We start from the raw sequence: 24,769 nt of genomic DNA, 5'->3' as shown, positions 1-24,769 counted from the left end.
TCTATATATAAAAAAAATTGTTTTTTTTCCTTTCTAAAAAAACAACAAAAAAAAAAACTTCCCACCCCCCGCACCCCCCCTTCCCCCCCCCCCGCCCCCCCACCCCCCGGGCCCCCCCCGGCGCTGTACCATCGCATTCAGGATTGCCGACATGTCGCTGCTGACCCGCATCCGAATTCTTCCCAAGATCCTCTCCGTGATCGCCCTGCTGGGCGCCGTCGCCGGCGGCGGCACCTGGTACGCCGGCCGCACCATGACGGCCATCGACGCCGGCTACTCCCACTTCCTGGATACCGACATGACCGCCTGGATGGCGATCGCGCGGATGTACCGGGCCGTGTACCAGCAGGGGATGTTCACGGTCCGGGCGATCGCCGAGACCGACGAGGGCGAGAAGCGGACCAATGCCGCGCGGGCCGAGAAGGCCCTCGACGACGTCCTCGCCTATGCCGCGGTCGCCAAGTCGAAGATGCCGCGCCTTTCCGCGCGCCTCGACGAGGCGGATCGCACCGTCGCGGAGATCAGGTCCAAGATGAAGCCGGTCCTCGATCTCGCGATGAAAGGCGAGCAGGCCCGCGCCAACGAGCTGATGCGCGCGACCGTCGATCCGCCGATCCGCAAGGTGCTCGCCGATGTCCTGGAGATGGCCAACCAGCTCGACCACGAGGTCAAGCAGGGCTCGTCGGACCTGACCGCGACGACCGAGGCCGCCGTCGTCACCACCTACACCATCGTCGGCTTCGGCATCGCGCTGGCGGTCCTGCTCGCCTTCGCGGTGGCGCAGTTCGGCATCGCCCGGCCGATCACGCAGCTCGGTACCGGCATGCGCCGGCTCGCCGACGGCGACTTCGACGTCGTGCTGGCGGGCGTCGGCCGCAAGGACGAGGTCGGCGAGATCGCCGACGCCGTGGAGGCGTTCAAGATCAAGGCGGCCGAGAAGGCCCGCCACGAGGCCGAGCAGAAGGCCGAGCAGGACCGCATCGCCGAGGCCCAGCGCAAGGCCGAGATGATCAGGCTCGCCGACGGCTTCGAGGCGGCGGTGGGCGACATCGTGAAGTCCGTGTCGTCGGCCTCGACCGAGCTCGAGGCGGCCGCCGGCACGCTCACCCGCACGGCGGAGAGCACCCAGGAGCTGTCGACCACGGTCGCGGCCGCGTCCGAGCAGGCGTCCGCCAACGTCCAGAGCGTCGCCTCGGCGACCAACGAGATGTCGTCGTCGGTCGGCGAGATCGGCCGGCAGGTCCAGGAGGCGACCCGCATCGCCGGCGAGGCGGTGCGTCAGGCCGAGAAGACCGACGGCCAGATCAACGAACTGTCGCAGGCGGCGAACCGCATCGGCGACGTCGTCAAGCTGATCACGGCGATCGCCGAGCAGACCAATCTGCTCGCCCTCAACGCCACCATCGAGGCGGCGCGGGCCGGCGAGGCAGGCAAGGGCTTCGCGGTCGTCGCCCAGGAGGTCAAGGCGCTGGCCGCCCAGACCGCCAAGGCGACCGGCGACATCGGGTCCCAGATCGCCGGAATGCAGAGCGCCACCCAGGTCTCGGTCGGGGCCATCAAGGAGATCTCCGGCACCATCGGGCGCATCGCCGAGATCTCGGCGGCGATCGCCGCGGCCGTGGAGGAGCAGGGCGCCGCGACCCACGAGATCGCCCGCAACGTCCAGCAGGCGGCGGCGGGCACCACCCAGGTCGCCGCCAACATCACCGAGGTCAATCGCGGCGCCGGCGAGACCGGCTCGGCGTCGAGCCAGGTGCTCGCCTCGGCCCAGTCGCTCGCCCACGAGAGCGCCCGGCTGCGCGTCGAGGTCGATCGCTTCCTCTCCGGCGTGCGCGCCGCCTGACGGCCGGAGTCGGACAGTGTCGCGCGTGGAGCATCCGATGCACCCGGTCTCGCCGTCCGCCGACGACGAGGCCGCGGATCACCGCCTCGCCGAGGTGCGGCGGCGCTCCGACCGGCTGTGGACGCTGCTGTTCTGCGTCGGCAGCTGCCTCGACGTGCTGGCCGAGGCGGCGCTCGAGCTGGAGGCGCGCGACGCGCAGGCCCTGCAGGACCGGATCGCCGGCGCGAGGGAGAGGACCGCCGAGGTCCGGCGCCGTCTCCAGGAGACCGAGCGGCTGCTCGGCCGCCGCGCCTGCGCGCCGCCCGACGACGTGGTGTGGCGCTTCGAGGCGTGACGCCCGTGCCGGCGCCGGCGGTCTCACGCCGGCGTCGGGAACTCCGCGCCGCTCCACTCGTGCGGCACCGTCAGCCGGCCGGCGACGATGTCGGCGGTCAGCCCGGCGATGCGGTCCCGCACCTCCGCGGGCACCCGCGGCGCCATGGCGAGGCGCACCGCCTCCGGCGTCTCCAGCCCGACCTGGCGGACGTGGCCCGCGGCGAAGCGGCCCGCCGCCTTGTCGGCGACCGCCTGGTAGACGGCGCGGCCGGAGTCGGCGCAGGCCGAGGCGACGAACACGTCGGGCACGATGGTGGTCCAGTCGACCACGTTGCCGATCTGCTGCGCGCCGGTCTCGCGGCACGCCTCCACGGCCCCCGTGCGGCCGGCATTGAGCATGGTGAAGACGATGTCGGCGCCGGCCGCGATCATCGCGGTCGCGACCTTGCGCGACAGGGCGTTGTCGTCCTGGCTGCCGGAGAAGTTGGTGAGCAGCTTCGCGCTCGGATTGACGTGGGCGACGCCGGCCGCGTAGCCGGCCCGGCCCTTGAGGCCCGGCGTCACCCGGATCCCCGACATGTGGCCGACGATGCCCGTCTTGGTCATCAGGCCGGCGAGGGCGCCGGCCAGGAACGCCGACTGCTCCTGCAGCACCTCGTAGCTCGCGAGATTCGGGCCCGTCACGTTGCCCTGGGTGACCACGAAGGCGACGTCGGGAAACTCCGCCGCCACCGCCTTGGCGGCCGCATTGTTCTGTCCGCCATGGGCGACGACGAGGTGGGGCTTCTGCCGCGCCAGCTCGCGCAGCGCGGCGGCGAGCGCCTCGGGTTGCGGCGGGATGCCCTGGGTGAAGGCGATGGTGGCCGGCACCTGCCGCTCGGCGAGCTTCAGCCCGTCGTAGCCGGCCTGCATGAAGCCGCGATCGTCGACCTTGCCGGCGAACAGCGCGGCGACGGTCGTGGATGCCGCGGCGGCCGCGAGGGGCCCGAGCAGCGGCAGCAGGCCGGCGGCGGTCGCGGTCGTCAGCAGCGCGCGGCGGTCGGTGATCGGTCCCAATGGCGGTCCTCCTGGCTTGCCGGGCCTCAGGCAAATGCGGTGCCAGCCATAGTCGATGCCGCGCATCGTGCAAGCCCGGCTTCTCCCCGCATGCGGGGAGAAGCCGGGAAACGGCGTCGGCGGATCTCAGTCCAGCGCGATGTTGGCCTCCTTGATCACTTCGGCCCAGCGGGCCCGGTCGGTCTCGACGAGCGTCCGCAGCACCGCAGGCGGGCCGCCCATCGGAGTCTGGCCCTGCGTCTCCATCGCCTTCCTCACCTCGGGCAGCTTCAGCACCTCGTTGACGCGGGCGTTGAGCTCGCTCACCACGGCGGCCGGCGTGCCGGCGGGCGCGAACATGGCCCACCAGTTGTCGACGTCGACGTCCTTGATGCCCTGCTCGGCGAAGGTGGCGATCTCCGGGGCGATCGGGTTGCGGGTGCTGCCCATCAGGGCGAGCACATGCACGCGGCCCTGCTTGGCGAGCTCGGTCGCGGCGTTGATCTGCATGAACATCGCGCTGATGTGGCCGCCGGCGAGGTCGGTGACGGCCGGCGCGAGGCCGCGATAGGGCACGTGGACGAGCTCGATGCCGGCGCGGCGGCGGAACAGCTCCATGCACAGGTGGTGCGGCGTGCCGATGCCGGGCGAGCCGTAGTTGATCGGGTCCTTCGCCGCCTTCGCCTTGGCGACGAACTCGGCGAGCGTCTTCGTCCCGAGCCCGGCGCTGACCACGAGGGCGAAGTTCGCCGTCACCAGCGCGGCCACCGGCTCGAAGCTCTTCACCGGGTCGTACTGCAGCGACTTGAACAGGCTCGGATTCATCACGATCGTGTTGGCCGTGACGAGCAGCGTGGTGCCGTCCGGCGTCGCCCGCGCGACGCTGAGCGTGCCGAGATTGCCGCTGGCGCCGACCCGGTTCTCGACGATCATGGTGCGGTCCATCAGCTTGTGCAGGTGCTCGGTCAGCAGCCGGCCGAACAGGTCGGGGGCGCTGCCGGCCGTGTAGGGCACCACCACCGTGACGTTCGGGCCGCGCTGTGCGAGGGCCGGCGGCGCGAGGCCGAGCCCGGAGAGGGCGAGCCCGGACACGGCGAGGCCGTTGAAGGTGCGCCGCGAGATTCTTGTCATGACGGATCTCCTTGTGCGGGGGCGAAGCTCCGGAGAGCGGGGTCGATGCCGTAGAGGCGCGCGGCGTTGCCGGCGAGGATCGCGGCCTTCTGGGTCGCGTCGAGGAAATCGGCGTCGGTGACGAAGGTGGTCGGCCGCGGGTCGCCGACCGGATAGTCGGAGCCGAGCAGCACCCGCTCGGCGCCGACGGTCTCGACCAGGATCCGCAGCGCGCGCGGATCGTAGACGCAGGAATCGTAGTGCAGCATGCGCAGATAGTCGGCGGGCCGCTTCGTCATGTTCTTCCGGGTCGCCGGCTTCTCGACGTAGTTCCGCTCCACCCGGCCCGTGTAGAACGGCATGTAGCCGCCGCCGTGCGAGATGCAGATGCGCAGGTTCGGAAACGCGTCGAGCACGCCCTCGTAGAACAGCGAGGCGATCGCGAAGGTCTCCTCGATCGACTGGCCGAGGCTGTTCCACATCATGTAGGGCGAAAGGCGCGCGTCGGGATTGCCGGCCGGGTGGACGTAGACGACGGCGCCGAGCGCTTCCGCCCTGGCCCAGAACGGCCGCAGGGACGGGTCGCCGATCTCCCGGTCGCGGACGCGGCTCGAGATCTGCACGCCTTTCAGCCCGAGCGCGCCGACGCAGCGTTCGAGCTCGGCGGCGGCGAGATCCGGTGCGTGCAGCGGCACGCCGCCGAGGCCGGCGAAGCGTGTCGGCGCGGCGCGCACGATCGCGGCGATGGCGTCGTTGTTGCGCCGCTCGATCGCCAAGCTCTCGTCCGGGTCCGCGAAGTAGCTGCACTGGTGCACGAGGCTGGCGCTCAGCACCTGCACGGCGATGCCGGTGCGGTCCATGACGGCGAGGCGCTCTGTCACGTCGGCCATGCGCCGTGCGACGTCGTCGTTGCGGGCGACGACCGCGGCCTTCTGCTCCGGGCCGAGCGACGGGTCCGATTCGGCGCGCGCGAACAGGCTGTGCGGCTTGGTCACGGCGTAGACGGACGGCACGATCACGTGCGCATGCACGTCGATCGCGAAGGGCCGCGGGGCCGGGTCGGTCGCTGGGGTCATGGCTGGCGCAATGTGAGATCGGTGAGCACTGACGCGGAGACGTGCGCGCGCCGTCGACTGTAGGCGTGGTGATAACGCCCGCTCAAGCCGGCGCGTCCGGGAGGTGATCCCCGATCAGCGCATGGACGCGCGTTTCGGGCGGTGGGTCTGCGCGGCGCGCGCATGCGATGCTGATTGTGCCTGCGGCATAGGCACTTCTTGCACTGCGGCGAGGATCGTCGGGGCACCGCGGGAGCGCGTCCCATAAGGCGCACCAATGGTCATCGAACAAATCACTATTTTACGGTCGGGCCGCGCCTGCGTAGCCTTCGCCCCACGGGCGATAGTCCGGCGTTGGGCCGCGCGTCTCCGCACACCGCCCGTCTTCTGAAACGATGAAGCCCCGGGGAGGGTCCCCGGGGCTCCGATCGCTCGCTCCGGCCCGGATCGGGGCCCGGTCCGGACGCGCGAGAGAGACCGGCCAGCTCCTGGTCAGTACCGGGCGAGCACCGGCGCGCCGCCGAAATTGAACAGGTAGTTCACGCCGACCTTGAAGATGTGCTTGTCGGCGCTCGCCGGGAAGCTCCCGACATAGCCGCAGCCGCCGCCATCGCACGCGGTCCAGTCCAGGCTCTTCGAGCCGAAGCCGATGTAGTTGTACTCGAACTTCGTGGTCCAGTTCGGTGCGAAGGCGTATTCGGCGCCGACGCCGAGCAGCAGGCCGTCCAGCGTGCCGGACGCCGAGGCGGAGCCGACGACCGCGCCGGCGGTCGTGAACACGTTCGAGTAGTCGAACCCGCCCCAGGCCCAGCCGATCTTGCCGTAGACCAGGGTGCGGTCGAGGGCGTAGCCGAAGCGGGCCGCGACCGTCGCATCCCACTTGTTCTTCGCCTCGAAACTGGAGCCGAAGCCGAACCCGAAGTTGGTGTCCTCCTCGACCTTCAGGCCGGACCAGTAGCCCTCGCCCTCGATACCGAACACGAACTGGCCGGTCTGGTAGTTGCAGCCGACCTGGCCGCCGGCGACCGCGCCGGCGCCGCGGCCCGCGATGAAGCCGTCTCCGAACCCGGTGTCGTCCTGCAGCACGCCGCCGCCGACATGGGCGCCGATGTAGCAGCCGGTCCAGGAGAACACCGGCGCCGGGATCGGCGCGGGCGGAGCCTTGACCGCCATGTCGGCCGCGAAGGTCGAACCGGTGAGCGCGAGCAGCGCCGCCGTCGTCAGAAGAACCCGTTTCATGATCACCCCCCGTGGATCAGTTCGATGGGCGAAACGGTACTCCGGGTACGCGCCAAAGTGGTGATATAATCGCCACACGTGTGCACGCTAAAGTGGCTGAAATATCATGAACAATCAAGATGATATCCACTTCGTGACGATTCGGTCGAAAAGGCGGCTAGCCGCCGGGCGTTAGTCGGCGCAGCGCCGGGCTGTGCGCATTGGCGCCAACCGCGCAAACGCCGGGCGTCAGAACGCCCAGCGGCCGACTCAGGAGCTCAGGAGCAGCTCATCACCTTGAACTCGACGCGGCGGTCGAGCGCGTCGGAGGCGTCGTCGCGGCCGGTGCCGACGATCGTCTCGCGCGAGCCGGCGCCGCGGGCGACGAGCCGCGGTCCCAGGCCGCGCGAGGCCGAGTCGAGCCGGTCGCGCACCGTCTCGGCCCGCAGGGCGGAGAGCCGCTCGTTGACGGCGGCCGGACCGGTCGGGCTGGTGTGACCGACGATCTCCAGGCAGGCCTCGCCGGCCGCGGCGCGCGCCGCGATCCGCGACAGCCACATCGGATAGGCGCGCGCCTCGCGGGTTCGCACGAACTCCGGCGTGCCGGGCCGGAACAGGATCTTCACGGCGAGGTCGCGCCGGCCGAGGCCGTGGTCGATCAGCCGGGCGAAGGCGGCCTCGGCCTCCGTCTTGCGGCCGAGCCGGTCGAGCGCGAGATAGACCCCGTTGAGCACCCGCAGCTGCTCGCCCTCCGGCATGGCGGCGGCCCGGCGGTAGAGCGCCAGCGCCTCCTTGTAGCGCTTCGCCGCGTAGGCCCGGTTGGCGTCCGCCACCACGGCGGCGACCGGAAGCTGCGCCACATAGGCGGGCCGAAGCTCCTCGCCCACCTTGGTCTCGCGGCAGCTCTCGATATAGGCCGCGGTGGCGGCCTCGCGCCGCCACGCCGGGCTGTCGGCCTCGGCCGCGAGCGGCGAGGCGTTGACGTCGTTGGCCACCGCGGGGGCCTGCGCCTTGGCGACGATGCGGTTCGTGCCGGTGTCGGCGAGCGTGAACCACACCGTGTAGGCGCCGGGCGTCTGGGCGGCGGCGGCGTCCGCGCCGCCGGCCTGGCCGGCGCCCTGCTCGGCGTTCTGCACGGCCGTGATGGTGCCGATCAGCAGCAGCGGCTTGCGGGCCAGCGCCTCGGGCGTGAACGGCACGATGCGCAGATGCGGATAGGCGCGGGCGATCTCGGCGGCCCGGCGCCCCGCCTGGGCGGCCGAGGCGGTGTGCAGCCCGGTCTTTCCGTCGACCAGCGGATCGACGACGATCTCGACCACGACGCCGTCCTTCGGCCGCTCGATCCTGTCGAACAGCGCCCGCGTCACCTTCGAGACGGCGTCGCCGAATCGGATCGGTGCGGGCCTCGGGGACGGCGCCGCCGGGGCGGCTGCGGGGGCAGGGGCGGTCGCGGGAGCGTCGACGGGCGCCGGCGCCTGGGCGCGACCGTCCCGCGGTCCTGCTCCGAGCCAAGCTGCCGCCGCCGCGACGGCCAGCATGGTGGCCCGCCTGCATCGCCTGTTCCCCGTCATCGCCGCCCCGCTTCCATCTCGTTTCGTGGCCGGATTGTCGTCCGCGCCCGGGAGCGGGTCAAACCCACCCGGCCCGTCGGAGTAGTGGCTAGGATGACGAGACGGTTCGAGGGGACAGGACGGGACGGTCGCCCGGTGCATCGATGCGGGCCGCGCCGGCATGGTGCACGGGGGACGTGCGGACGCCCGGCGGTCGCGGCGCATCCGCCGACGCGGAGCCCGGATGTCGGCGCGGAGCCCGGGTATCGGTGCGCCTTTACGCCTCCGGGGCCGGCGTCGTCGGCGTGCTCGGGATTTCGAGCGGGGTGCCGGGAGGTACGCCGATGGGCTCGCCCGGCGCCGGCGCGTCGGCGGGCGACGTGGGCGGAATGCCGATCGGCTCCGCCGGAGGCGTCTGGTTCGGCTCCGGCGGTCGCGCCGGCGTCGGGTTCGGATCCCCCGGGGTCGGCGTGGTCGGCGGCGGTTTCGGCTCGGGTGTGTCGGTCATTCGGCTGTCCCTGTTCGAGGACAAGCCCGGGAGCGGCCACGCCGTTCCGCGATTCGCAGCAGCGCACCGAACGGCTCCCTCCGTCCGCCCCTGCGACGGCATCCGCGGTGAGCCGCCGCCAGCAACACCCGCGCCGGGACATGATCTCGGCAGGAGAACGAGGCGCCGCCCCGACCGAGGCAAACGAGCCGGCCTGGAGAACTCTTCCAAGTCAGGGGCGGCGATCTTCCAGAACCTTCGGCGGCGCCCGTGCTCGGCACGGCCTCACGCAATCGTTATGGTCGCGGGACGAAAGAAATGCGATCTGCAGTTGATTGGCATTCCGTTCGTATCACAATTTCTGGTGGCGTTTTGTCTCGATCCACGATCGGAGGGGGCAGATGGGGGTCGGGTATTCTCTCCATATCGGACTTAACAGCGTCGATCCCGATCATTACGCGGGATGGGATGGTCGGCTGAAGGCGTGCGAGGCGGATGCACGCGACGTGGCGGAGATCGCCAAGTCGCTCGGCTATCAGCAGACCGAACTCCTGCTGACCAAGGACGCCACCTCGGCGAACGTGATCCGCAAGGTCCTGGACCACGCCAAGACGCTTCGCGCCGGCGACATCCTGCTGCTGAGCTATGCGGGCCACGGCGGCCAGATGCCCGACACATCGAACGACGAGGACGACAAGCGAGACGAGACGTGGTGCCTGTACGACCGCGAGCTGATCGACGACGAGATCTATCGCATCCTCGGGCGGTTCAGGCCGGGCGTGCGGATCGTGATGCTGTCCGACAGCTGCCACAGCGGCACGGTCGCGCGCGCCAGGGTCGACGCCGGCGGTCCCTCCGCCGAGGAGGTCGCACGGCGAACGGCGCGTGAAGCCGTCCTGGACGGCACGGACCCGGACGACGTCCGCCCGCGCATGATGCCGTTCGAGGTTGCCGTCAGGACGTTCGAGCGCAACAGCGATCTCTACGTCGCGCTACAGTCCGCCAGCGCCGGCGCGGACGAGACGCCTCCGCAGGCGTCCGTGATCCTGTTGTCGGGCTGCATGGATCATCAGCTCTCGCTGGACGGGGCGCGGAACGGGCTATTCACGGCGACGCTGCTCAAGGTCTGGGCCGACGGCGGGTTCGACGGCGGATACAATCGCTTCCATCAGGACATCGTGAGTCGCATGCCGCCCGGGCAGACCCCCAACCTCTTCAAGGTCGGGCCGGTCACCGCGGATTTCATGAACCAGAAGCCGTTCTCGATCTGATCGGGTCGGCACCCGCGGACGGCTGCCGTTCCGGTCAGAACCGGCTCCAGCGACGGCCCGACAGGGGAGGGAGCGATGGCACGGATCCGTGTTCCGGGAGAACGTGACGCCAATCCGCCTCCGCCGGAGCTCGGCGTTCTCCGCGGCGTCGCCGAGGTCAAGAACGTCCAGGCCATGCAGGCCGGCTCCGTGCGCGCTGCCGCCCAGCCGCGGGAGCTCGACGGCCTCACGTCCGACACGATCGTCGAGCTGACGCTGGATACCGGCGCGCGCTTCTATCACCGCTACGGACAGCTCGTGGAGGACCTGACGCCGAGCGCCAAGCGGGGTGGTGACGGGGATCGCGACACCCTCGAGCTCCCGGTCGTGCTTCCCGGGCCGGCCACCCGCAGCGGCGTCGGTCGCGCCGTCATCCAGACGGTCCGCACCTTCGACATCGATCTGTCCGCTCTCGGCGACGCCGCCGGCGGGCTGGCCGGCAAGCCGGTCGCCGAATGGTTCGACGGGCGGCGCAGCGCGGATTACGGGCTGCATCGCTGGGACCTGTCGTCGCTGCCGGCGGCGACGTACACGGCGGACGACGGCGCCTCCGGGAAGCCGCAGCTCCTGTTCATCCACGGCACCGGTTCGAGCACGATCGGCGGCTTCGGCGCCTTCGCGGCGACCGACCGGCCGTGGTGCGCGGCCGCAGCCGCGACGCTGCGCGCCCGATACGGCGACCGCATCCTGGCGTTCGACCATCCGACCCTCAGCGTCAGCCCGAGTGCGAATGCGCGCGCACTGCTGGAGGCCCTGCCGACCGGCGCCCGCCTGCACCTCGTGAGTCACTCGCGCGGCGGCATGATCGGCGAGCTGCTGTGCTGGCCGCAGGACGGCGACGGGCGCACCTTCAGGGACACGCTCGACAAGCTGAAGAAGGCGGCCGAGCGGAAGGGGGCGTCGGGCTACGAGGTGGAGATCGAGACCCTGGAGCAGGTCGGGCGGCTGCTGCGCGAGAAGCGGCCGGTCGTCGAGCGGTTCGTCCGGGTCGCCTGCCCGGCCGCCGGCACCACGCTCGCTTCGGAGCGGCTCGACCGCTGGCTGTCGCTGGCGACCAGCGTCCTCGACCTGAGCGGCCTCGGTGGATCGCAGGTCTACTCGTTCCTGAAAGGATTCCTGCTGGCTGTCATCAGGTCGCGCACCGACCCGAAGTCGGTCCCCGGCCTCGAAGCGATGATGCCGCAGTCGCTGCTCACCACACTCCTGAACCGGCCCGGCGTGGAGACGAGCGCCGACCTCTCGGTCCTCGCCGGGGACATCGACGGTGGCTCGCTGCTCGCGCGTCTCGGGTTGCGGGCGGTCGACTGGTTCTACGGCGGCGACCACGATCTCGTCGTCGACACGGTCTCGATGTACGGCGGCCTCGCCCGCGTGAATCGCGCCGCCCGCTTCTACTTCGACAAGGGCGCGGAGGTGAGCCACTTCAACTATTTCCGCAACGACAAGACGCTGAAGCGGCTGCTCGCCGGGCTGTCGCGGCCGGACGGGGACGAGGCGGGCTTCCGCCGGCTCGAAAAGGCCGAGGAGGTGAGCGCCTTCCTGGCGACCAAGCGCGGCGGTGGCGCGAGGCCGACCGTCATCGTCGTGCCGGACTGCATGGGGGCGACCCTCGAGGCGAGCGGCAAGCGACTCTGGATCGACGTGGCGGCGCTGGCGCAGGACGGGCTCGACAAGCTCGCGCTCGGCAGCCCCTCGGCCGTGATGCCGCAATCGATCCTCGCCGAGGCGTACGGCGCTCTCGCCCGACGGCTCGACAAGACCTACGACGTGGTGGCGTTCCCCTACGACTGGCGCCTCTCGCTCGAGGACAACGGCGGCCGGTTCGCGGCCTTGCTGAAGAGCCATCTGGAGGCCGGAGCGGCCGACGAGTCCGTGCCGGTCCGGATCGTCGCCCACGGCACCGGCGGGCTCGTCGTGCTGGCCGGGTTCGCCGGCTGCACCGAGCTCATGGAAGCCTACGTGCGCCGCAGGGGCGGGCGGATCCTGCTGCTCGACATTCCGCGCTGCGGATCGTTGCGCATCGCCCGTCTGCTCGCCGGGCAGCACCGGCTGACGCGGCATCTCGCGCTCCTCTCGCTCGGCGACGAGATCGACATCGTCGAATCGTTCCGCGGCTTTCCCGGTCTCGTCGATCTGCTCCCGCGGGAGCTGCTGGACGCGGCGGTGTGGGCGCGCATCGGCGGCACCGGCAGGCCGGTGTCGCCGTCGGCGAAGCTCCTGGAATGCGCTCGCCGGGTCCGCGACGCCATCGACGGGTTCGACGCGACCCGCCTGCCGCTTGTCCAGGTGAACGGGACGCCGGCGGTCGAGATCGAGATGGATGTGAACGCCGGGCTGCAGTTCTTCATCGGCCGGGCGTCGGCCCGCACCTCCGCCACCGTGGCGGTTCCGGGCCGGACCTGGTGGGCTCCGGCGGAGCCGGGAGAGCTCGCCTGCTACGAGCCGGCCTTCGACGCCTATCTCGATCTGCTGGCGAGCGGCGGGACGATCAGGCTGCCGGAGCAGGCCCCCTCGTTCACGACCGGCTTCGGCGAGCGCCGGGCTCTGCCGGCCGAGATGCCCAGCGTCTTTCCGGACGAGGCGGAGCTGGTCGCCGCCGCGCTGGACTATGCGCGCCGTCCGCCTGCCGCGGAGCGGCACAGGACCCGGCTCCGTGTGGTTCACGGCAGCCTCGCCTTCGCGCGCTGGCCGGTGGCGGTCGGGCATTACGAGGGCGACACGATCGCCGGCAGCGAGGCGTATCTCGATCGTGCGCTGAACGGCCGGCTCGGCCGACGCCTCGGGGTGCGCGTCTACCCCGGTCCGATCGGCACGGCCGAGATCGTGCTCGACGGCACCCAGTCGCCGCCCGGCGCCGTGATCGTCGGACTCGGGCCGATCGGCTCGCTCACGCCGGGCAACCTCAAGCGGACGGTGTCGCGGGCGCTTCGACGCTACGCCCTGGCGGTGCGTGAGATGCGCACGCAGCCGGCCGACGAGATGGGACTATCGATGATCCTGATCGGCACCGGCGAGGGCGGCCTGCGGACCCGGGACGCGCTCGCCGCGCTGCTCGGAGCGATCCGCTCCGCCAACGACGTGCTCGGCACCGACGCCTTCACGAACGTGGAGTTCGTCGAGCTCTACCGCGATCGCGCCATCGAGGCCGCGCACCTGCTCGACGATCTCGGAGTCGGCGCCCACGGGGCGTTCGACGATTTCGCGTTCGATCGTCTCGTGGCGACCGTCTCGGGCGGCCTGGAGCGCCAGACCGCGCGGGAGGATCAGGCGTGGTGGCGCCGGCTCAAGATCGAGATGGACGAGACGGGCTCGCTGCGCTTCACCGACCTGACCGACCGGGCACGCGCGTCGGTGTCTCTGGTCGGCTCGCCCCGCAAGGTGAGGGAGTTCGTCGATCGCGCCGTGACCGAGGTGAAGGCGGCCGGCGAGGCGTCCGCCGCGGAGGTTCTTTACGAGCTGCTGCTGCCGGCCGACTTCAAGGGCGAATCGGCCGACGATCGGCACCGCGTGCTGGTGATCGACGGCGAGGCCGCGAGCTATCCGTGGGAGCTGCTGCGGCGGCCCCGCGCCTGGGGCGACAAGCCGCTCTCGGTGCGGGCCGGCATGGTGCGCCAGTTCACCAAGCCGAGCTTCGCCGACCGGCGGATCGTGACCAAGGGGGTCGAAGCGCTGGTGGTCGGCAATCCGCCGACCGGGCTGTCCGTCTTCCCGTCGCTCGGGGGCGCCGCCGAGGAGGCCGCACGGGTGCGCGATCTCCTGAAGGCGAACGGCTTCCTGGTCACCGAGCGGATCGGCAAGAGCAACGGGACCAGCAGCCTTCCGGCGATCTTGTGCGGGCAATGGCGGATCATGCATCTCGCCGGGCACGGTGCCGTCGGTTTCCGCAAGCCCGGTGCGGCGGACGGCACGCGGACGGCCAGCCGCGACGAACCGCGCCGATGCGACTCGGATCCGGCGAGCCAGGCCTTCACCGGCATGGTGCTGGAAGGCGGCCTGTTCTTCGAGCCCGAGGACGTCGCCCAGATGGAGGCGATCCCCGAGCTCGTGTTCCTCAACTGCTGCTATCTCGGGTCGACGGACCCGAGCGCGGAGCGTCGCGCCACGGCGCGGTTCCACGAGCTCGCCGCCAATCTCGGAACCGCGTTCATCACGCTCGGGGCACGGGCCGTGATCGCGGCCGGATGGGCCGTGGACGACGCCGCGGCGAAACGATTCGCGGAAGTCTTCTATCAGGAGATGTTCGCGCGGCGCTCCTTCGGCGACGCGACCCTGGCGGCCCGGCAAGCCGTCTACGACGATCCCGCCTATGCGAACAGCAACACGTGGGGGGCGTACCAGTGCTATGGCGATCCGTCGTACCGCCTGCTGATCGACGGCACCCGCATCGAGGCCCCGCGCCAGGCCGCCACCCGCGTGCACGTGCAGGAGCTGATCAGCGAAATCCGGGACATCGAGCAGAACGCCCAGACGCTCGGGATGCGCGATCCGAAGCCGCTGCGCGACCAGCTCCGGACGATCTCCGATTCCCTGTCCGGCGCCGCCGCCCGCTGGGCGGACGATCCCGAGGTGCTGACGGCGCTCGGGGCGGCCCATGCGGCGCTCGGCAAGTTCGACGACGGAATCGCAGCCTACGAAAGAGCCCTGAAAGCGGAGACGGCGAAGATCTCCATCTGCGTGATCGAGCAGCTCGCGCAGCTCAAGGCGCGGCATGCGGCCCGGACCTGGGCGAGGGCGAAGCCCGGCACCGAGCCGGAGGCGAGACGACACATCGAGGACGCGATCCGGTTGATCGAGAGCCTGAAGCCCTACGGTCCCGGGGGCGACTACACGGCCGCCCGCTGGTGCATCCTCGGCGACTGTTACAAGCGGCTCGCCCAGGTGCTGGCGGACCAGGAGCAGATCGAGGCCCTGAGCCAGATGTGGCACTGCTTCTGCAGAGCGCAGGCGTGCCAGGTCGGCGGCGGTGCCGGCTCCACCGGCGCCCTGCTCAATCGCCTGCTGGCGGAAGCTCTGCTGAAGGCGCTGAAGGTCGAGGCGCCGATGCCGTCGCACTATGCGGCAGCGGGGGCGAGCCTGGCCTGGCTCGCTCCGGCCGAGCGGGAGGACCGTCTGCGCCGGACCGAAAACGCGGTCCAGGAAGCCGATCAGGACAGGCCGAGCTTCGAGAACGGCGTGGCGCTCGCCGACATCGCGCTCGGCCGCGCCCTGCTCAAGGATGGGCTCGAAGAGAACGAGCAGCGCGAGATCGTCGCGGCCTATCTGCAGTCGTGGCGGCGCGGCGCCTCGGAGTTCGCCTTCGCGGAGGTGCTTGAGCAGATCGAGTTCGTGGCGACCGTGGTCGAGAAAGCCGGGACGGTCCAGGCGAGCCTCGCCGCCAAGCTGCGGGCCATGTCGCATCAGCTCCAGACCGCCACCGGCGTGGTGGTGTGAAGGTTCGGGATGTCCGCGCCGCCCGCGGCGGGCGGGGCGACGAGCGCGGGCGGCGTCCGTTCACGTCATCGTGGACAGCGACGGCGCGAGCATGCGTGCCTCGGCGACGAGCGCGGCGGTGAGCGGCGTCTGCGGGTCACGCTTGGCGACGACGAGGCCGATCAGGGTCGACGCGTCGGGGGCGACGATCGGGATCGAGACGATGCCGTCCGGCATGGCGAGCTCCTCGGCCATCGCGCGCGGCATGACGGTGGAGAGGACCCCGGCGCGCAGATGCGTCGCCAGCACGGCGATCGAGCTCGACTCGAGCGCCGGCTCGACGGCGACGCCGGCCTCCGCAGCCCGTGCGGCCGGCCAGCGCGCGCTTGCGGGTGGCGTCGGATCATCGTCAGTATAGACGATCGAATCAACAGCTGGATACGGATAGGCCGGCGATGGATCGCGAGGCGCGCATCGACGCCGGCCGGGTGATCGTCTCGATCGACCTCCGGGCCGGCCGTGTCGCCTCGGCCACCGTGCGCAGCGAGCGGCCGCGTGGCTTGGCGACGCTGTTCGTCGGCCGCGCGCCGGATGCCGTTCCCGATCTCGCCCGGCGCCTGTTCGCGCTGTGCGGCCTGTCGCAGGCGACGGCGGCGCGGCACGCGCTGCGCGCCGCCGGTGCGGCGCTCGCGGGGCCGGCGCCGGACGCCGAGCGCGACGCGCTCGCCGCCGAGCGGCTGGCCGAGCACCTGCGGGCGACCGTGATCGACTGGAGCGGCGCGGTGCCGCTGGCGGCGGCCGAGCGTGCCGCCGTCCCGGCGGCGTTGTCGGCGCTCGCCGGGACGGCCGTGGACGCGGCCGCCCTCGGTCCCGCGCTGGCGGCGCTCGGCCTCGCCGGGGGTGCCTCGGCCGAGTGGGTGGCCGGCTCCTGGGCGGGCCGCCTACTGGGCTTCGCGCGGACGGCCCTGCCGCGGCTCGCGGCGGGCTGGCCCGATCCGCTGTCGGCCGCCGACGACGCGGCCGTTCTGGCGGCGCTCGACCGCGACGGCGACGCCTTCGCGGCGCAACCCGGGCTGCCCGGCCGTGCGCCGCAGACCGGGCCGGCGGCGCGGGCGGCGCTCGGCGGCGCCCCGGCGACGCAGCCGGCCGCGCGGCTCGCGGCGCGGCTCGCCGAGATCGCCGCGGCGGCCGCCCATCTGTCGGGCGTGCGGCCGCTCGACGCGACGCCCGTCACCGCCGGCCGGCTCGACACCGGCACGGGCTTCGCGGCCGTCGAGACGCCGCGCGGCCGGCTTCATCATCTGGCGGCGCTGGATCGCTCCGACCGGGTCGCCCGCTATCTGATCCTGGCGCCGACCGAGTGGAACTTCGCGGCCGGCGGCCCGTGCGCCGCGGCGCTCGCCGGGATCGAGATCGGTCCGGGCGACCCGTCCGGCACCATCCGGCGGCTCGCTTCGCTGTTCGACCCGTGCGTCGAATGCCGGGTCGAGGTCCGCGGCACGGCCGGCGGGGCCGACGACCGGCAGGAGGGGTCGTGATGTGCCGCGTGTGCGGGTGCGGGTCTGGATCGGTCGAGGGGGCCGCGGGCGCCCCGGAGCACGGCCATCGGCACGCTCAGATCACGCGCTTGCGCACGATCACGTCCACGGCGCGGACCGCACCGGTCCGGCGTCGCGATCGCGATCGAGGAGGAGGCGGCCCCGGAGAGGCCGAAGGTGCCCGCCGAGGTCCTGCTCGATCGTCGGGTCGGGCCTCGGCGCGCCTCACCATCCGCGTCCGTCCGCTCAGGCGGAGACGGCGTCCGTGCAGGCAGGCAGCCGCACGGTGACGCAGGCGCCGCCGCGCTCGCGGCCGCCGAGCGACAGCGAGCCGCCGTGCTCGGTGACGATCGAGTAGGAGATCCACAGGCCGAGGCCGGTGCCCTTGCCGACCGGCTTGGTGGTGAAGAACGGCTCGAACACCTTGTCGGCGATCGCCGGCTCGATGCCCGGACCGTTGTCGGCGATGGTGATCACGGCGTCGCCGCCCTCGGCCGCGAGCGTCACCACCACCTCCGGATCGGCGACCGCGGCGACGGCGTCGAGCGCATTGTCGACGAGGTTGACGACCACCTGGTGGATCTTGCCCTCGTCGCCGACGGCGCAGACGCCGGCGGCGAGATCGAGCGTCACCCGGGCGGCGCCGGCCTTGGCGCGCTGCGCGAGCTGGGCGGCGGTGCGCACCGTCGCCTCCAGGTCGACCGGATGCCGCTCGCGCGGGCTCGTGAACGACAGCCGGCGCAGGTTGCGGACGATCTCGCTGATGCGGACGGCGCCTTCGAGCGTGCCGTCGAGCAGCGGGGCGAGGTCGGCCAGGATGGCGTCGATCTTCAGCTCGCGCCGCAGCCGCCCGGCGTCCGGGGGCTGCGGCGTCGCGTGCAGGGCGTCGAGATAGCGCACGATCGTGTCGCGGTAGCGGGCGAGCGCGTGCAGATTGCCGTAGACGAAGCTGATCGGATTGTTCAGCTCGTGCGCGACGCCGGCGACCAGCCGGCCGATGCTCGCCATCTTCTCCTGCTCGATCAGGGTGCGCTGCGCGTCCTTGAGATCGCGATGCGCGTTGTCGAGCGCCATGTAGGCGCGCCGGAGCTCGCCGATCGGCCGGCCGGTGAGCACGGCACCGGCCCGGCGGGCGTTGCGGCCGCGGCGGACCGAGGCGGCGATCGCCATCAGGTCGGAGGATCCGGCGGTCGTGCGGAACCGCACCTCCACTTCGCCGGTGCCGGCGCCGCGGGCGAGGGCGTCGGCCAGCGGCCGCCGGTCCGGGGGTTCGACGAGGTCGAGGAGCGAGCGGCCGATCAGCGCCGCCTCGGGCTCGCCGACCAGCCGCTCGAAGGCGGCATTGACCTGGACGATGGCGGCGCGCTCGTCGACCACCACCAGGATGTCCGACACCGAGGCGAGCACGCTCGCGATGAAGGCCTGCGCCTCCTCCAGCGCGGTGTTCTTGCGCTCAAGGTCGCTCTCGTAGCGGAGCAGGTCGGAATAGACCTCGTCGATCTTGTCGATCACGTCGATCCACACCCGCTCGTGGTCGCCGTCGAGCGTGATGGTGCCGTCGCGCGCCATGTGGGCGACGAGGTTCTTCGGGCGCTGTGCCTCGATCGGATGCGGCCGCGACCGCGGCGCGGCGGGCGGCGGCAGGCGGCGGCCGTCAGTGCCCATCGGCCGCTCCGCCGCTGCCGTTCCGGCGCGGCACGCCGAGGCGCTGCATCTTGGCGCGCAGGCCGACGCGGGACAGGCCGAGATGGCCGGCGACGCGGCTGATGTTGCCGCCGCAGCGCTCCAGCGCCTCCTGGATTTCCGCCCGCTCCAGCGCCTCGATGCGGTCCCTCAGGCTTCTCCCTGTCGCATCGCGTCGCGTCGGACGCAGGATGCGGGGCGAGAGGAGATGCGGAGCGAGCGGCAGGTCGGCGTCCGAGAGGGCGACCATGCGCTGGATCTCGTTGTGCAGCTCGCGCACGTTGCCGGGCCAGTCGTAGGTCGCCATCCGCCGCAGCGTCTCCGCCTGGAAGCCGGCGACGGCGCGATGGAACGACTGGTTGACGTCGCGCAGGATGCGGGCGGCGATCGGCGGAATGTCCATGGGCCGGTCGGCGAGGGCCGGCACGTGCAGCGGGAAGGCGGCGAGGCGATAGTACAGGTCGCGGCGGAAGCGGCCGGCCGCCACCTCGGTCTCGAGGTCGCGGTTGGTGGCGGAGACGACCCGCACGTTCACCTTGCGGGGGCGCTGCGCCCCGAGCGGACGGATCTCGCCCTCCTGCAGCACGCGCAGCAGCTTGACCTGGAACGACGGCGACGTCTCGCCGATCTCGTCGAGGAAGATGGTGCCGCCGTCCGCCACCTCGAACAGGCCGATGCGATCCTGATAGGCGCCCGTGAAGGCGCCCTTCTTGCAGCCGAACAGCTCGCTTTCCAGGAGCTGGTCGGGCAGGGCCCCGCAGTTCTCGATCACGAACGGCTGTCCGGCGCGGCTCGACCCGTGGTGAATGGCGCGCGCCAGGAGCTCCTTGCCGGTCCCGGAGGCGCCGGTGATCAGCACCGAGATGTCGTACTCGGTGGCGCGGCGGGCGAGGCCGATCACCTCCGCGATGGGGCTTTCCGGCGCGTGCACGATGGCGTCGAAGCCGGAGCCGGCACGCTCGGCGCCGCGGCGGGCGGCGACGACGCTGCGCAGCCTCGCCTCGCTCGGCTTCGCCTCGACCGTGACGCCGCCGGCCTCCTTCTGCAGGCGGAACAGCTCGGCCGCCTCGCGCACGCTCTCGATCAGCTTGTCGGGCTGCCACGGCTTGGTGATGAACTGATAGATGCCGGCCTCGTTGATGCCGGCGATGATGTCCTCGGAATCCATGTAGCCCGAGATGATCAGGCGGACCGGATCCGGCCACTGCTCGCGCACCCGCTTCAGGAAGGCGACGCCGGTCTCGCCCGGCATGCGCTGGTCGCACAGGATCACCTGCACCATCTCTCCGGCCAGGACGGTCTCGGCCTCGGCGGCGTCGTGGGCGCCGATCACCTCGAACTCGTCGGCGAGGACGCGGCGGATCGATTCCACCGAGCGGATCTCGTCGTCCACCACCAGGACCGTGTTGGGCGAGGGCATGCGGGCGGCCTCAGCAGATTCTGGGGAGCTGCTCGCCGGCGAGCCAGTCGACGATTCGGCCGCCGCCGAACGCGGTGGTCATCTGGACGAAGCGGTGAGGATCGTCGACGACGGTGCCGACGCACGCGGCGTCGCGGCCGAGCGGATGGGCCCGCATGGCGGCGAGCAGCGTGTCGGCGACCTCCGCCGCGACCACGGCCACCAGCTTGCCCTCGTTCGCCACGTTCAGCGGCTCCAGCCCGAGCAGCTCGCAGGCGGCGGCGACCTCCGGCTTCACCGGGATCGCCTCCTCCTCGATCACGATCCCGACGCCGGACTGGTGGGCGACCTCGTTGAGGGTCGCGGCCAGCCCGCCCCGCGTCGGGTCGCGCATCAGCCGCAGCGACGGGCCCGCCGCCGCCACCATGGCGGCCACCAGCCCGTGCAGGGCGGCCGAGTCGGACACGATCGCGGTCTCGAACTCCAGGTTCTCGCGGCTCGACATGATGGCGACCCCGTGGTCGCCGATCGAGCCGGACAGCAGCACCGCGTCGCCGGGCCGTGCCCGGTCGCCCGACAGCTCGAGCCCGGCCGGCACCAGCCCGACCCCCGCCGTCGCGACGAACACCCCGTCCGCCTTGCCGCGCTCCACCACCTTGGTGTCGCCCGTCACCACCGGCACGCCGGCGTCCCTTGCCGCCGCGCCCATGCTCGCGGCGATGCGCTGCAGGTCGGCGAGCGGAAAACCCTCCTCGATGATGAAGCTCGCCGACAGCCACAGCGGCACCGCCCCGCTCATCGCGATGTCGTTGATGGTGCCGTGCACGGCGAGCGAGCCGATGTCGCCGCCCGGGAAGAACAGCGGCGACACCACGTAGCCGTCGGTCGTCATCACCAGCCGCCCGCCCGCCGCGCCGGCCGGCAGCGGCATCGCGGCCTGATCGTTGCCCTGCGCCAGATACGGGTTCGCCAGCGCCGGCGCGAAGATGTCGGCGATCAGCTGCGCCATGGCTCGCCCGCCCGCCCCATGGGTCAGCTCCACCCGGCCGGTCCTCACGTCGAGCCGGCGATGCCGCGGGCGCGGGAGTGTCTGGTCGTTCATGCCGAAGCTCCTTCGACCACGCCGGCCTCGCGCGCCCGGGCGTGCTGGCGGAACCGCCCATAGGTCCAGTGCGCCGCGCAGGCGCCCTCCGAGGACACCATGCACGACCCCATCGGCGTCTCCGGCGTGCACGCCGTGCCGAACAGCCGGCAGTCCGCCGGCCGCTTCACGCCGCGCAGGATGGCGCCGCAGTCGCAGGCCGGATTGTCGCGCGCCGGCACCGTGACGATGCCGAAGCGCCGCTCCGCGTCGAAGCTCGCATAGTCTTCGCGCAGCCGCAGCGCCCCGAACGGCACCTCGCCCAGCCCACGCCACTCGAAGCTCTCGCGCGGCTCGAACAGCTTCGCCACCAGCGCCTGCGCGGTGCGGTTGCCCTCCGGCGTCACGGCCCGGATGTACTGGTTCTCGATCTCGGTCCGGCCCTCGTTCACCTGCCGCACCAGCATCAGGATCGCGTGCATCACGTCGAGCGGCTCGAATCCCGCCACCACCACGGGCTTGCCGTACTGCGCGGCACAGAACCCGTAGGGCGCCGTGCCGATCACGGTCGACACGTGCGCCGGCCCGACGAAGCCGTCGAGCGACACCTCGCCGCGCTTCGCCTCCGGGCTCTCCATGATCGCCCGGATCGCCGCCGGCGTGAGCACGTGATTGCAGAAGATCGTGAAGTTCTTCAGCCCCCGGCGCGCCGCCGTCTCGATCGCCACCGCGGTCGGCGGCGTCGTCGTCTCGAACCCGATGGCGAAGAACACCACCTCGCGGCCGGGCTCCGCCGCGGCGATCTTCAGCGCGTCGAGGGTCGAGTACACCATCCGGATGTCGGCCCCGGCCGCCTTGGCCTTCAGCAGGCTCGATCCGTCCGAGCCCGGCACCCGCATCAGGTCGCCATAGGTGCACAGCGTCACGCCGGGCCGCTGCGCCAGCCGGATCGCGTCGTCCATGCGGCCCACCGGCAGCACGCAGACCGGGCAGCCGGGCCCGTGGATCATCCTCACGCCGCGGGGGAGCAGATCCTCGATGCCGTAGCGCGAGATCGCGTGGGTGTGGCCACCGCAGAACTCCATGAAGTGATAACGGCGGTCGGATCGGGCCTCGGCCGCGATCGCCGCGGCGATCCGCTTCGCCAGCGCGCCGTCGCGGTACTCGTCGACATACTTCATGGCGAAGCCTCCCTCAGAGCGCCGCGGCCGGTCGCGCCCCCGCCTCGGCGAGCAGCGCCAGGGTGCGCTCCGCCTCGGCGGCGTCGATCCTCGCCAGCGCGTAGCCGACATGCAGCACCACGTAGTCGCCCGGCGCGACGCCCTCGACCAGCGCCACCGAGATCACCTTGCTCACCCCGTCCAGGCTCACCTTGGCCATCCCATCGGGCAGCAGCGCCGTCACCCGGGCCGGTATCGCGAGGCACATGGCACTCTCCTTCACTGCGACCCGCCGGCCGCGGCCGAGGCCGAGGCCATGGCGGCGCGCGCCATCACGGCCTGGCCGAGCGACAGCCCGCCGTCGTTGGGGGGAAGCTTCCGGGCGAGCAGCGGCACGAGGCCGCGCCCGCGCAGGTCCGCGGCGAGGCCCTCGGCCAGCACCCGGTTCATCAGGCAGCCGCCGCCGAGCGCGACGGTTCGGTGATCGCGCGCCTGCGCCGCCTCGCCGATCCAGGCGCCGAGCCCGGCGATCAGCGTTCCGTGGAACAGGGCGGCGCCGGCGCGCGCGTCGTCGCAGTCGGCGAGCGCCGCCAGCAGCGGGGCGAAGTCGAGCACGCCGTCGGCGAGGACGAACCCGTGAGCGAGCGTCCGGGGCGCGCCGCAGAGCGCCTCGAGCTCCATGGCGGCCTGCCCCTCGTGGGCCTGATGTGTGCGCACGCCGAGCAGTCCGGCCGCCGCGTCGAACAGCCGCCCGAGGCTGGTGGTGACCGGCGCTCCGTCGATGCGCGCCGCCAGCGCGCCGGCGATCGTAACGGCGGGGAAACGGCACGCCGCCTCGCCGGCGCGCCCGATCGCGGCGAGCGCCGCCACCGCCATGCGCCACGGCTCCCGCGCCGCCCGGTCGCCGCCCGGCAGCGCCAGCGGCGCCAGATGGCCGAGCCGGCGCCAGCCGGCACCGTCGACCTCGATCAGCTCGCCGCCCCAGTTGCCGCCCGGCTGGCCGTCGGTCTCGCCGATGCCATGGCCGTCGAGGGCGACCCCCAGCACCGGTCCCGGCACGCCGTGTTCGGCCGCGACGGCGGCGACGTGCGCCGCATGGTGCTGGACGCGCACGACCGGGGGTCCGAGCTCCTCGGCGAGCCGGGTCGAGCGGTAGTCGGGATGCAGGTCGCAGGCGACGCCCTCGGGCGTCACGTCCAGGATCGCGGTCAGATGCGCGATCGTCTCGCGATAGAACGTCACCGTCTCGGCGGTGTCGAGGTCGCCGACATGCTGGGACACGAAGGCCTCGCGGCCGCGCGTCACGCACACGGTCGCCTTCAGGTGGGCGCCGAGGGCCAGCACGCAGGGACCGTCGCGGCCGAGGTCGACCGGGTCCGGCACGACGCCGCGGGCCCGGCGGACGAAGGCCGGTGCGCCGTCGATCACGGTCATGACCGAATCGTCGGCCCGCACCACGATCGGCCGGCCGTGGCCGACGATCAGGTCGGCGATGCCGGCGAGGCGGCGTCGCGCATCGGCGTCGTCGACCACCAGCGGCTCGCCGCCCGGATTGGCGCTGGTCGCCACCAGCGCCACGGGATGCGGGGCCTCGCGCCACGCGCGGCCGTCCGGACAGCCCAGCAGTGCATGGAACAGGAGATGGTGCACGGGCGCGTAGGGGAGCACCAGGCCGACCTGGGCGAGGCTCGGGGCGACGGACGGTGCGAGTCTCTCACCATCGCCTCGCAGCGGCATCAGCACGATCGGCCGTGCCGGGGTCTCGGCCAGCGCCAGATGGGCGGCGCCCGGTGCCGCGAACAGCGCGAGCGAGGCGGCGTTCGCCACCATCACGGCGAACGGCTTGGCGTCGCGGCGCTTGCGTCGGCGCAGCTCGGCGACCACGGCCTCGTCCGTCGCGTCGCACATCAGGTGGAAGCCGCCGATGCCCTTCAGCGCGACGATCCTGCCGGCCCGAATCGCTGCGGCGATCTCGCCGGCGGAGTGGCTCAGCTGCGGGCCACAGACCGGGCACGCCACCGGCTCGGCATGGAAACGGCGGTCGCGCGGATTCTCGTAAGCCGCCGCGCAGGCCGGGCACATGGCGAAGCCCGCCATCGCGGTGTTCGGCCGGTCGTAGGGCACCCGCCGCGTGATGGTGTAGCGCGGCCCGCAATGGGTGCAGTTGACGAACGGGTACAGATGGAACCGGCTCGCCGGGTCGAACAGCTCGTCCAGGCAGGCCGTGCAGGTCGCGGCGTCGGCCGGGACCAGGGTCGCGGCGCGGCCGCCGACGCTCGCGACGATGGCGAAGCCGCGCTCGCCGGTCGGCACCAGCACGGTGCGCTCGACCGCGTCGATCCGCGCCAGCGGCGGCGCATTCTCGCGCAGCGCCGCGACGAAGGCCTCGATCGCGGATCCCTCGGCCTCGATCAGCACCCCCTCGGCGTCGTTGCGCACCGACCCGGCGAGGCCGAACCGCTCGGCGAGCCCGAACACGAACGGCCGCATGCCGACGCCCTGCACGACCCCGCGCAGCCGCAGCCGCTCGCGCGACACCGGCGCGCCGGGCTCTTTCGGCGGGGCGGAGAGCATCG

General features: G+C 72.2%; 17 protein-coding genes. 5 read left to right on the top strand and 12 right to left on the bottom strand.

Features of this window, described 5'->3' with window-relative positions; translation table 11 throughout:
* Nucleotides 1-151: 151 nt before the first annotated feature.
* Together J2S22_RS06020 and J2S22_RS06015 are read left to right on the top strand one after the other, a co-directional pair.
* Nucleotides 152-1,843: a methyl-accepting chemotaxis protein gene (locus J2S22_RS06020; protein ID WP_272777824.1), complete on the top strand. Its 1,692-nt coding sequence runs from the start codon at nt 152-154 to the stop codon at nt 1,841-1,843.
* A 37-nt stretch (nt 1,844-1,880) separates the two neighbouring features.
* Complete coding sequence (locus tag J2S22_RS06015; protein ID WP_272777825.1) at nt 1,881-2,177, top strand: hypothetical protein; 297 nt, start codon at nt 1,881-1,883, stop codon at nt 2,175-2,177.
* Nucleotides 2,178-2,200: 23 nt separating this feature from the next.
* Here the strand turns inward: J2S22_RS06015 and J2S22_RS06010 are convergent, their stop codons facing one another.
* From J2S22_RS06010 to J2S22_RS05990, 5 genes are all read right to left on the bottom strand, one after another.
* Nucleotides 2,201-3,214 carry a BMP family protein gene (locus J2S22_RS06010; protein WP_272777826.1) on the bottom strand — a complete coding sequence of 338 codons (1,014 nt, stop codon included), beginning with the start codon at nt 3,212-3,214 and terminating at the stop codon, nt 2,201-2,203.
* 126 nt (nt 3,215-3,340) lie between these two features.
* Nucleotides 3,341-4,324: a Bug family tripartite tricarboxylate transporter substrate binding protein gene (locus J2S22_RS06005; RefSeq protein WP_272777827.1), complete on the bottom strand. Its 984-nt coding sequence runs from the start codon at nt 4,322-4,324 to the stop codon at nt 3,341-3,343.
* The gene (locus J2S22_RS06000; protein WP_272777828.1) at nt 4,321-5,379 is read right to left on the bottom strand and encodes an amidohydrolase family protein; all 1,059 of its coding nucleotides are present in this window, start codon (nt 5,377-5,379) and stop codon (nt 4,321-4,323) included. The genes J2S22_RS06005 and J2S22_RS06000 overlap by 4 nt, the downstream gene beginning before the upstream one ends.
* 471 nt (nt 5,380-5,850) lie before the next feature.
* On the bottom strand, nt 5,851-6,597 hold the full coding sequence (locus J2S22_RS05995; RefSeq protein WP_272777829.1) for an outer membrane protein: 747 nt from the start codon (nt 6,595-6,597) through the stop codon (nt 5,851-5,853).
* 257 nt (nt 6,598-6,854) lie between these two features.
* Nucleotides 6,855-7,943: an OmpA family protein gene (locus J2S22_RS05990; RefSeq protein ID WP_272777830.1), complete on the bottom strand. Its 1,089-nt coding sequence runs from the start codon at nt 7,941-7,943 to the stop codon at nt 6,855-6,857.
* Between the two features lie 1,005 nt (nt 7,944-8,948).
* Between J2S22_RS05990 and J2S22_RS05985 the strand changes: the two genes are divergently transcribed.
* A complete protein-coding gene (locus J2S22_RS05985) occupies nt 8,949-9,884 on the top strand; it encodes a caspase family protein (RefSeq protein WP_272777831.1) in 936 nt (311 codons plus the stop codon).
* Between the two features lie 75 nt (nt 9,885-9,959).
* Complete coding sequence (locus tag J2S22_RS05980) at nt 9,960-15,353, top strand: DUF7379 domain-containing protein (protein WP_272777832.1); 5,394 nt, start codon at nt 9,960-9,962, stop codon at nt 15,351-15,353.
* 60 nt (nt 15,354-15,413) lie between these two features.
* Here the strand turns inward: J2S22_RS05980 and J2S22_RS05975 are convergent, their stop codons facing one another.
* A complete protein-coding gene (locus J2S22_RS05975; RefSeq protein WP_272777883.1) occupies nt 15,414-15,755 on the bottom strand; it encodes a LysR family transcriptional regulator substrate-binding protein in 342 nt (113 codons plus the stop codon).
* A gap of 32 nt (nt 15,756-15,787) precedes the next feature.
* Here J2S22_RS05975 and J2S22_RS05970 point away from each other — a divergent pair, with 32 nt between their 5' ends.
* Nucleotides 15,788-16,870: a nickel-dependent hydrogenase large subunit gene (locus J2S22_RS05970; protein ID WP_272777833.1), complete on the top strand. Its 1,083-nt coding sequence runs from the start codon at nt 15,788-15,790 to the stop codon at nt 16,868-16,870.
* Between the two features lie 246 nt (nt 16,871-17,116).
* Here the strand turns inward: J2S22_RS05970 and J2S22_RS05965 are convergent, their stop codons facing one another.
* From J2S22_RS05965 to hypF, 6 genes are read right to left on the bottom strand one after another with little or no spacing between them, the layout of a single operon-like run.
* Nucleotides 17,117-18,535: a sensor histidine kinase gene (locus J2S22_RS05965; protein WP_272777834.1), complete on the bottom strand. Its 1,419-nt coding sequence runs from the start codon at nt 18,533-18,535 to the stop codon at nt 17,117-17,119.
* Nucleotides 18,525-19,973, bottom strand: a complete 1,449-nt coding sequence (locus tag J2S22_RS05960; RefSeq protein ID WP_272777835.1) for a sigma-54-dependent transcriptional regulator — start codon at nt 19,971-19,973, stop codon at nt 18,525-18,527. The genes J2S22_RS05965 and J2S22_RS05960 overlap by 11 nt, the downstream gene beginning before the upstream one ends.
* Nucleotides 19,974-19,983: 10 nt before the next feature.
* On the bottom strand, nt 19,984-21,054 hold the full coding sequence (gene hypE / locus J2S22_RS05955; RefSeq protein ID WP_272777836.1) for a hydrogenase expression/formation protein HypE: 1,071 nt from the start codon (nt 21,052-21,054) through the stop codon (nt 19,984-19,986).
* Entirely contained in the window at nt 21,051-22,214 is a 1,164-nt protein-coding gene (gene hypD, locus J2S22_RS05950; protein ID WP_272777837.1) for a hydrogenase formation protein HypD, read from the bottom strand. The genes hypE and hypD overlap by 4 nt, the downstream gene beginning before the upstream one ends.
* Before the next feature lie 13 nt (nt 22,215-22,227).
* Nucleotides 22,228-22,461 carry a HypC/HybG/HupF family hydrogenase formation chaperone gene (locus J2S22_RS05945; protein WP_272777838.1) on the bottom strand — a complete coding sequence of 78 codons (234 nt, stop codon included), beginning with the start codon at nt 22,459-22,461 and terminating at the stop codon, nt 22,228-22,230.
* 11 nt (nt 22,462-22,472) lie between these two features.
* Nucleotides 22,473-24,767, bottom strand: a complete 2,295-nt coding sequence (gene hypF / locus J2S22_RS05940; RefSeq protein ID WP_272777839.1) for a carbamoyltransferase HypF — start codon at nt 24,765-24,767, stop codon at nt 22,473-22,475.
* Nucleotides 24,768-24,769: the final 2 nt, after the last annotated feature.

Origin of the sequence: Rhodoplanes tepidamans (assembly GCF_030813915.1) — a bacterium.
GTDB classification, from domain to species: domain Bacteria; phylum Pseudomonadota; class Alphaproteobacteria; order Rhizobiales; family Xanthobacteraceae; genus Rhodoplanes; species Rhodoplanes tepidamans.
Note: the sequence above shows the minus strand (reverse complement) of the source record. Positions and strands in the feature narration are given on the sequence as shown.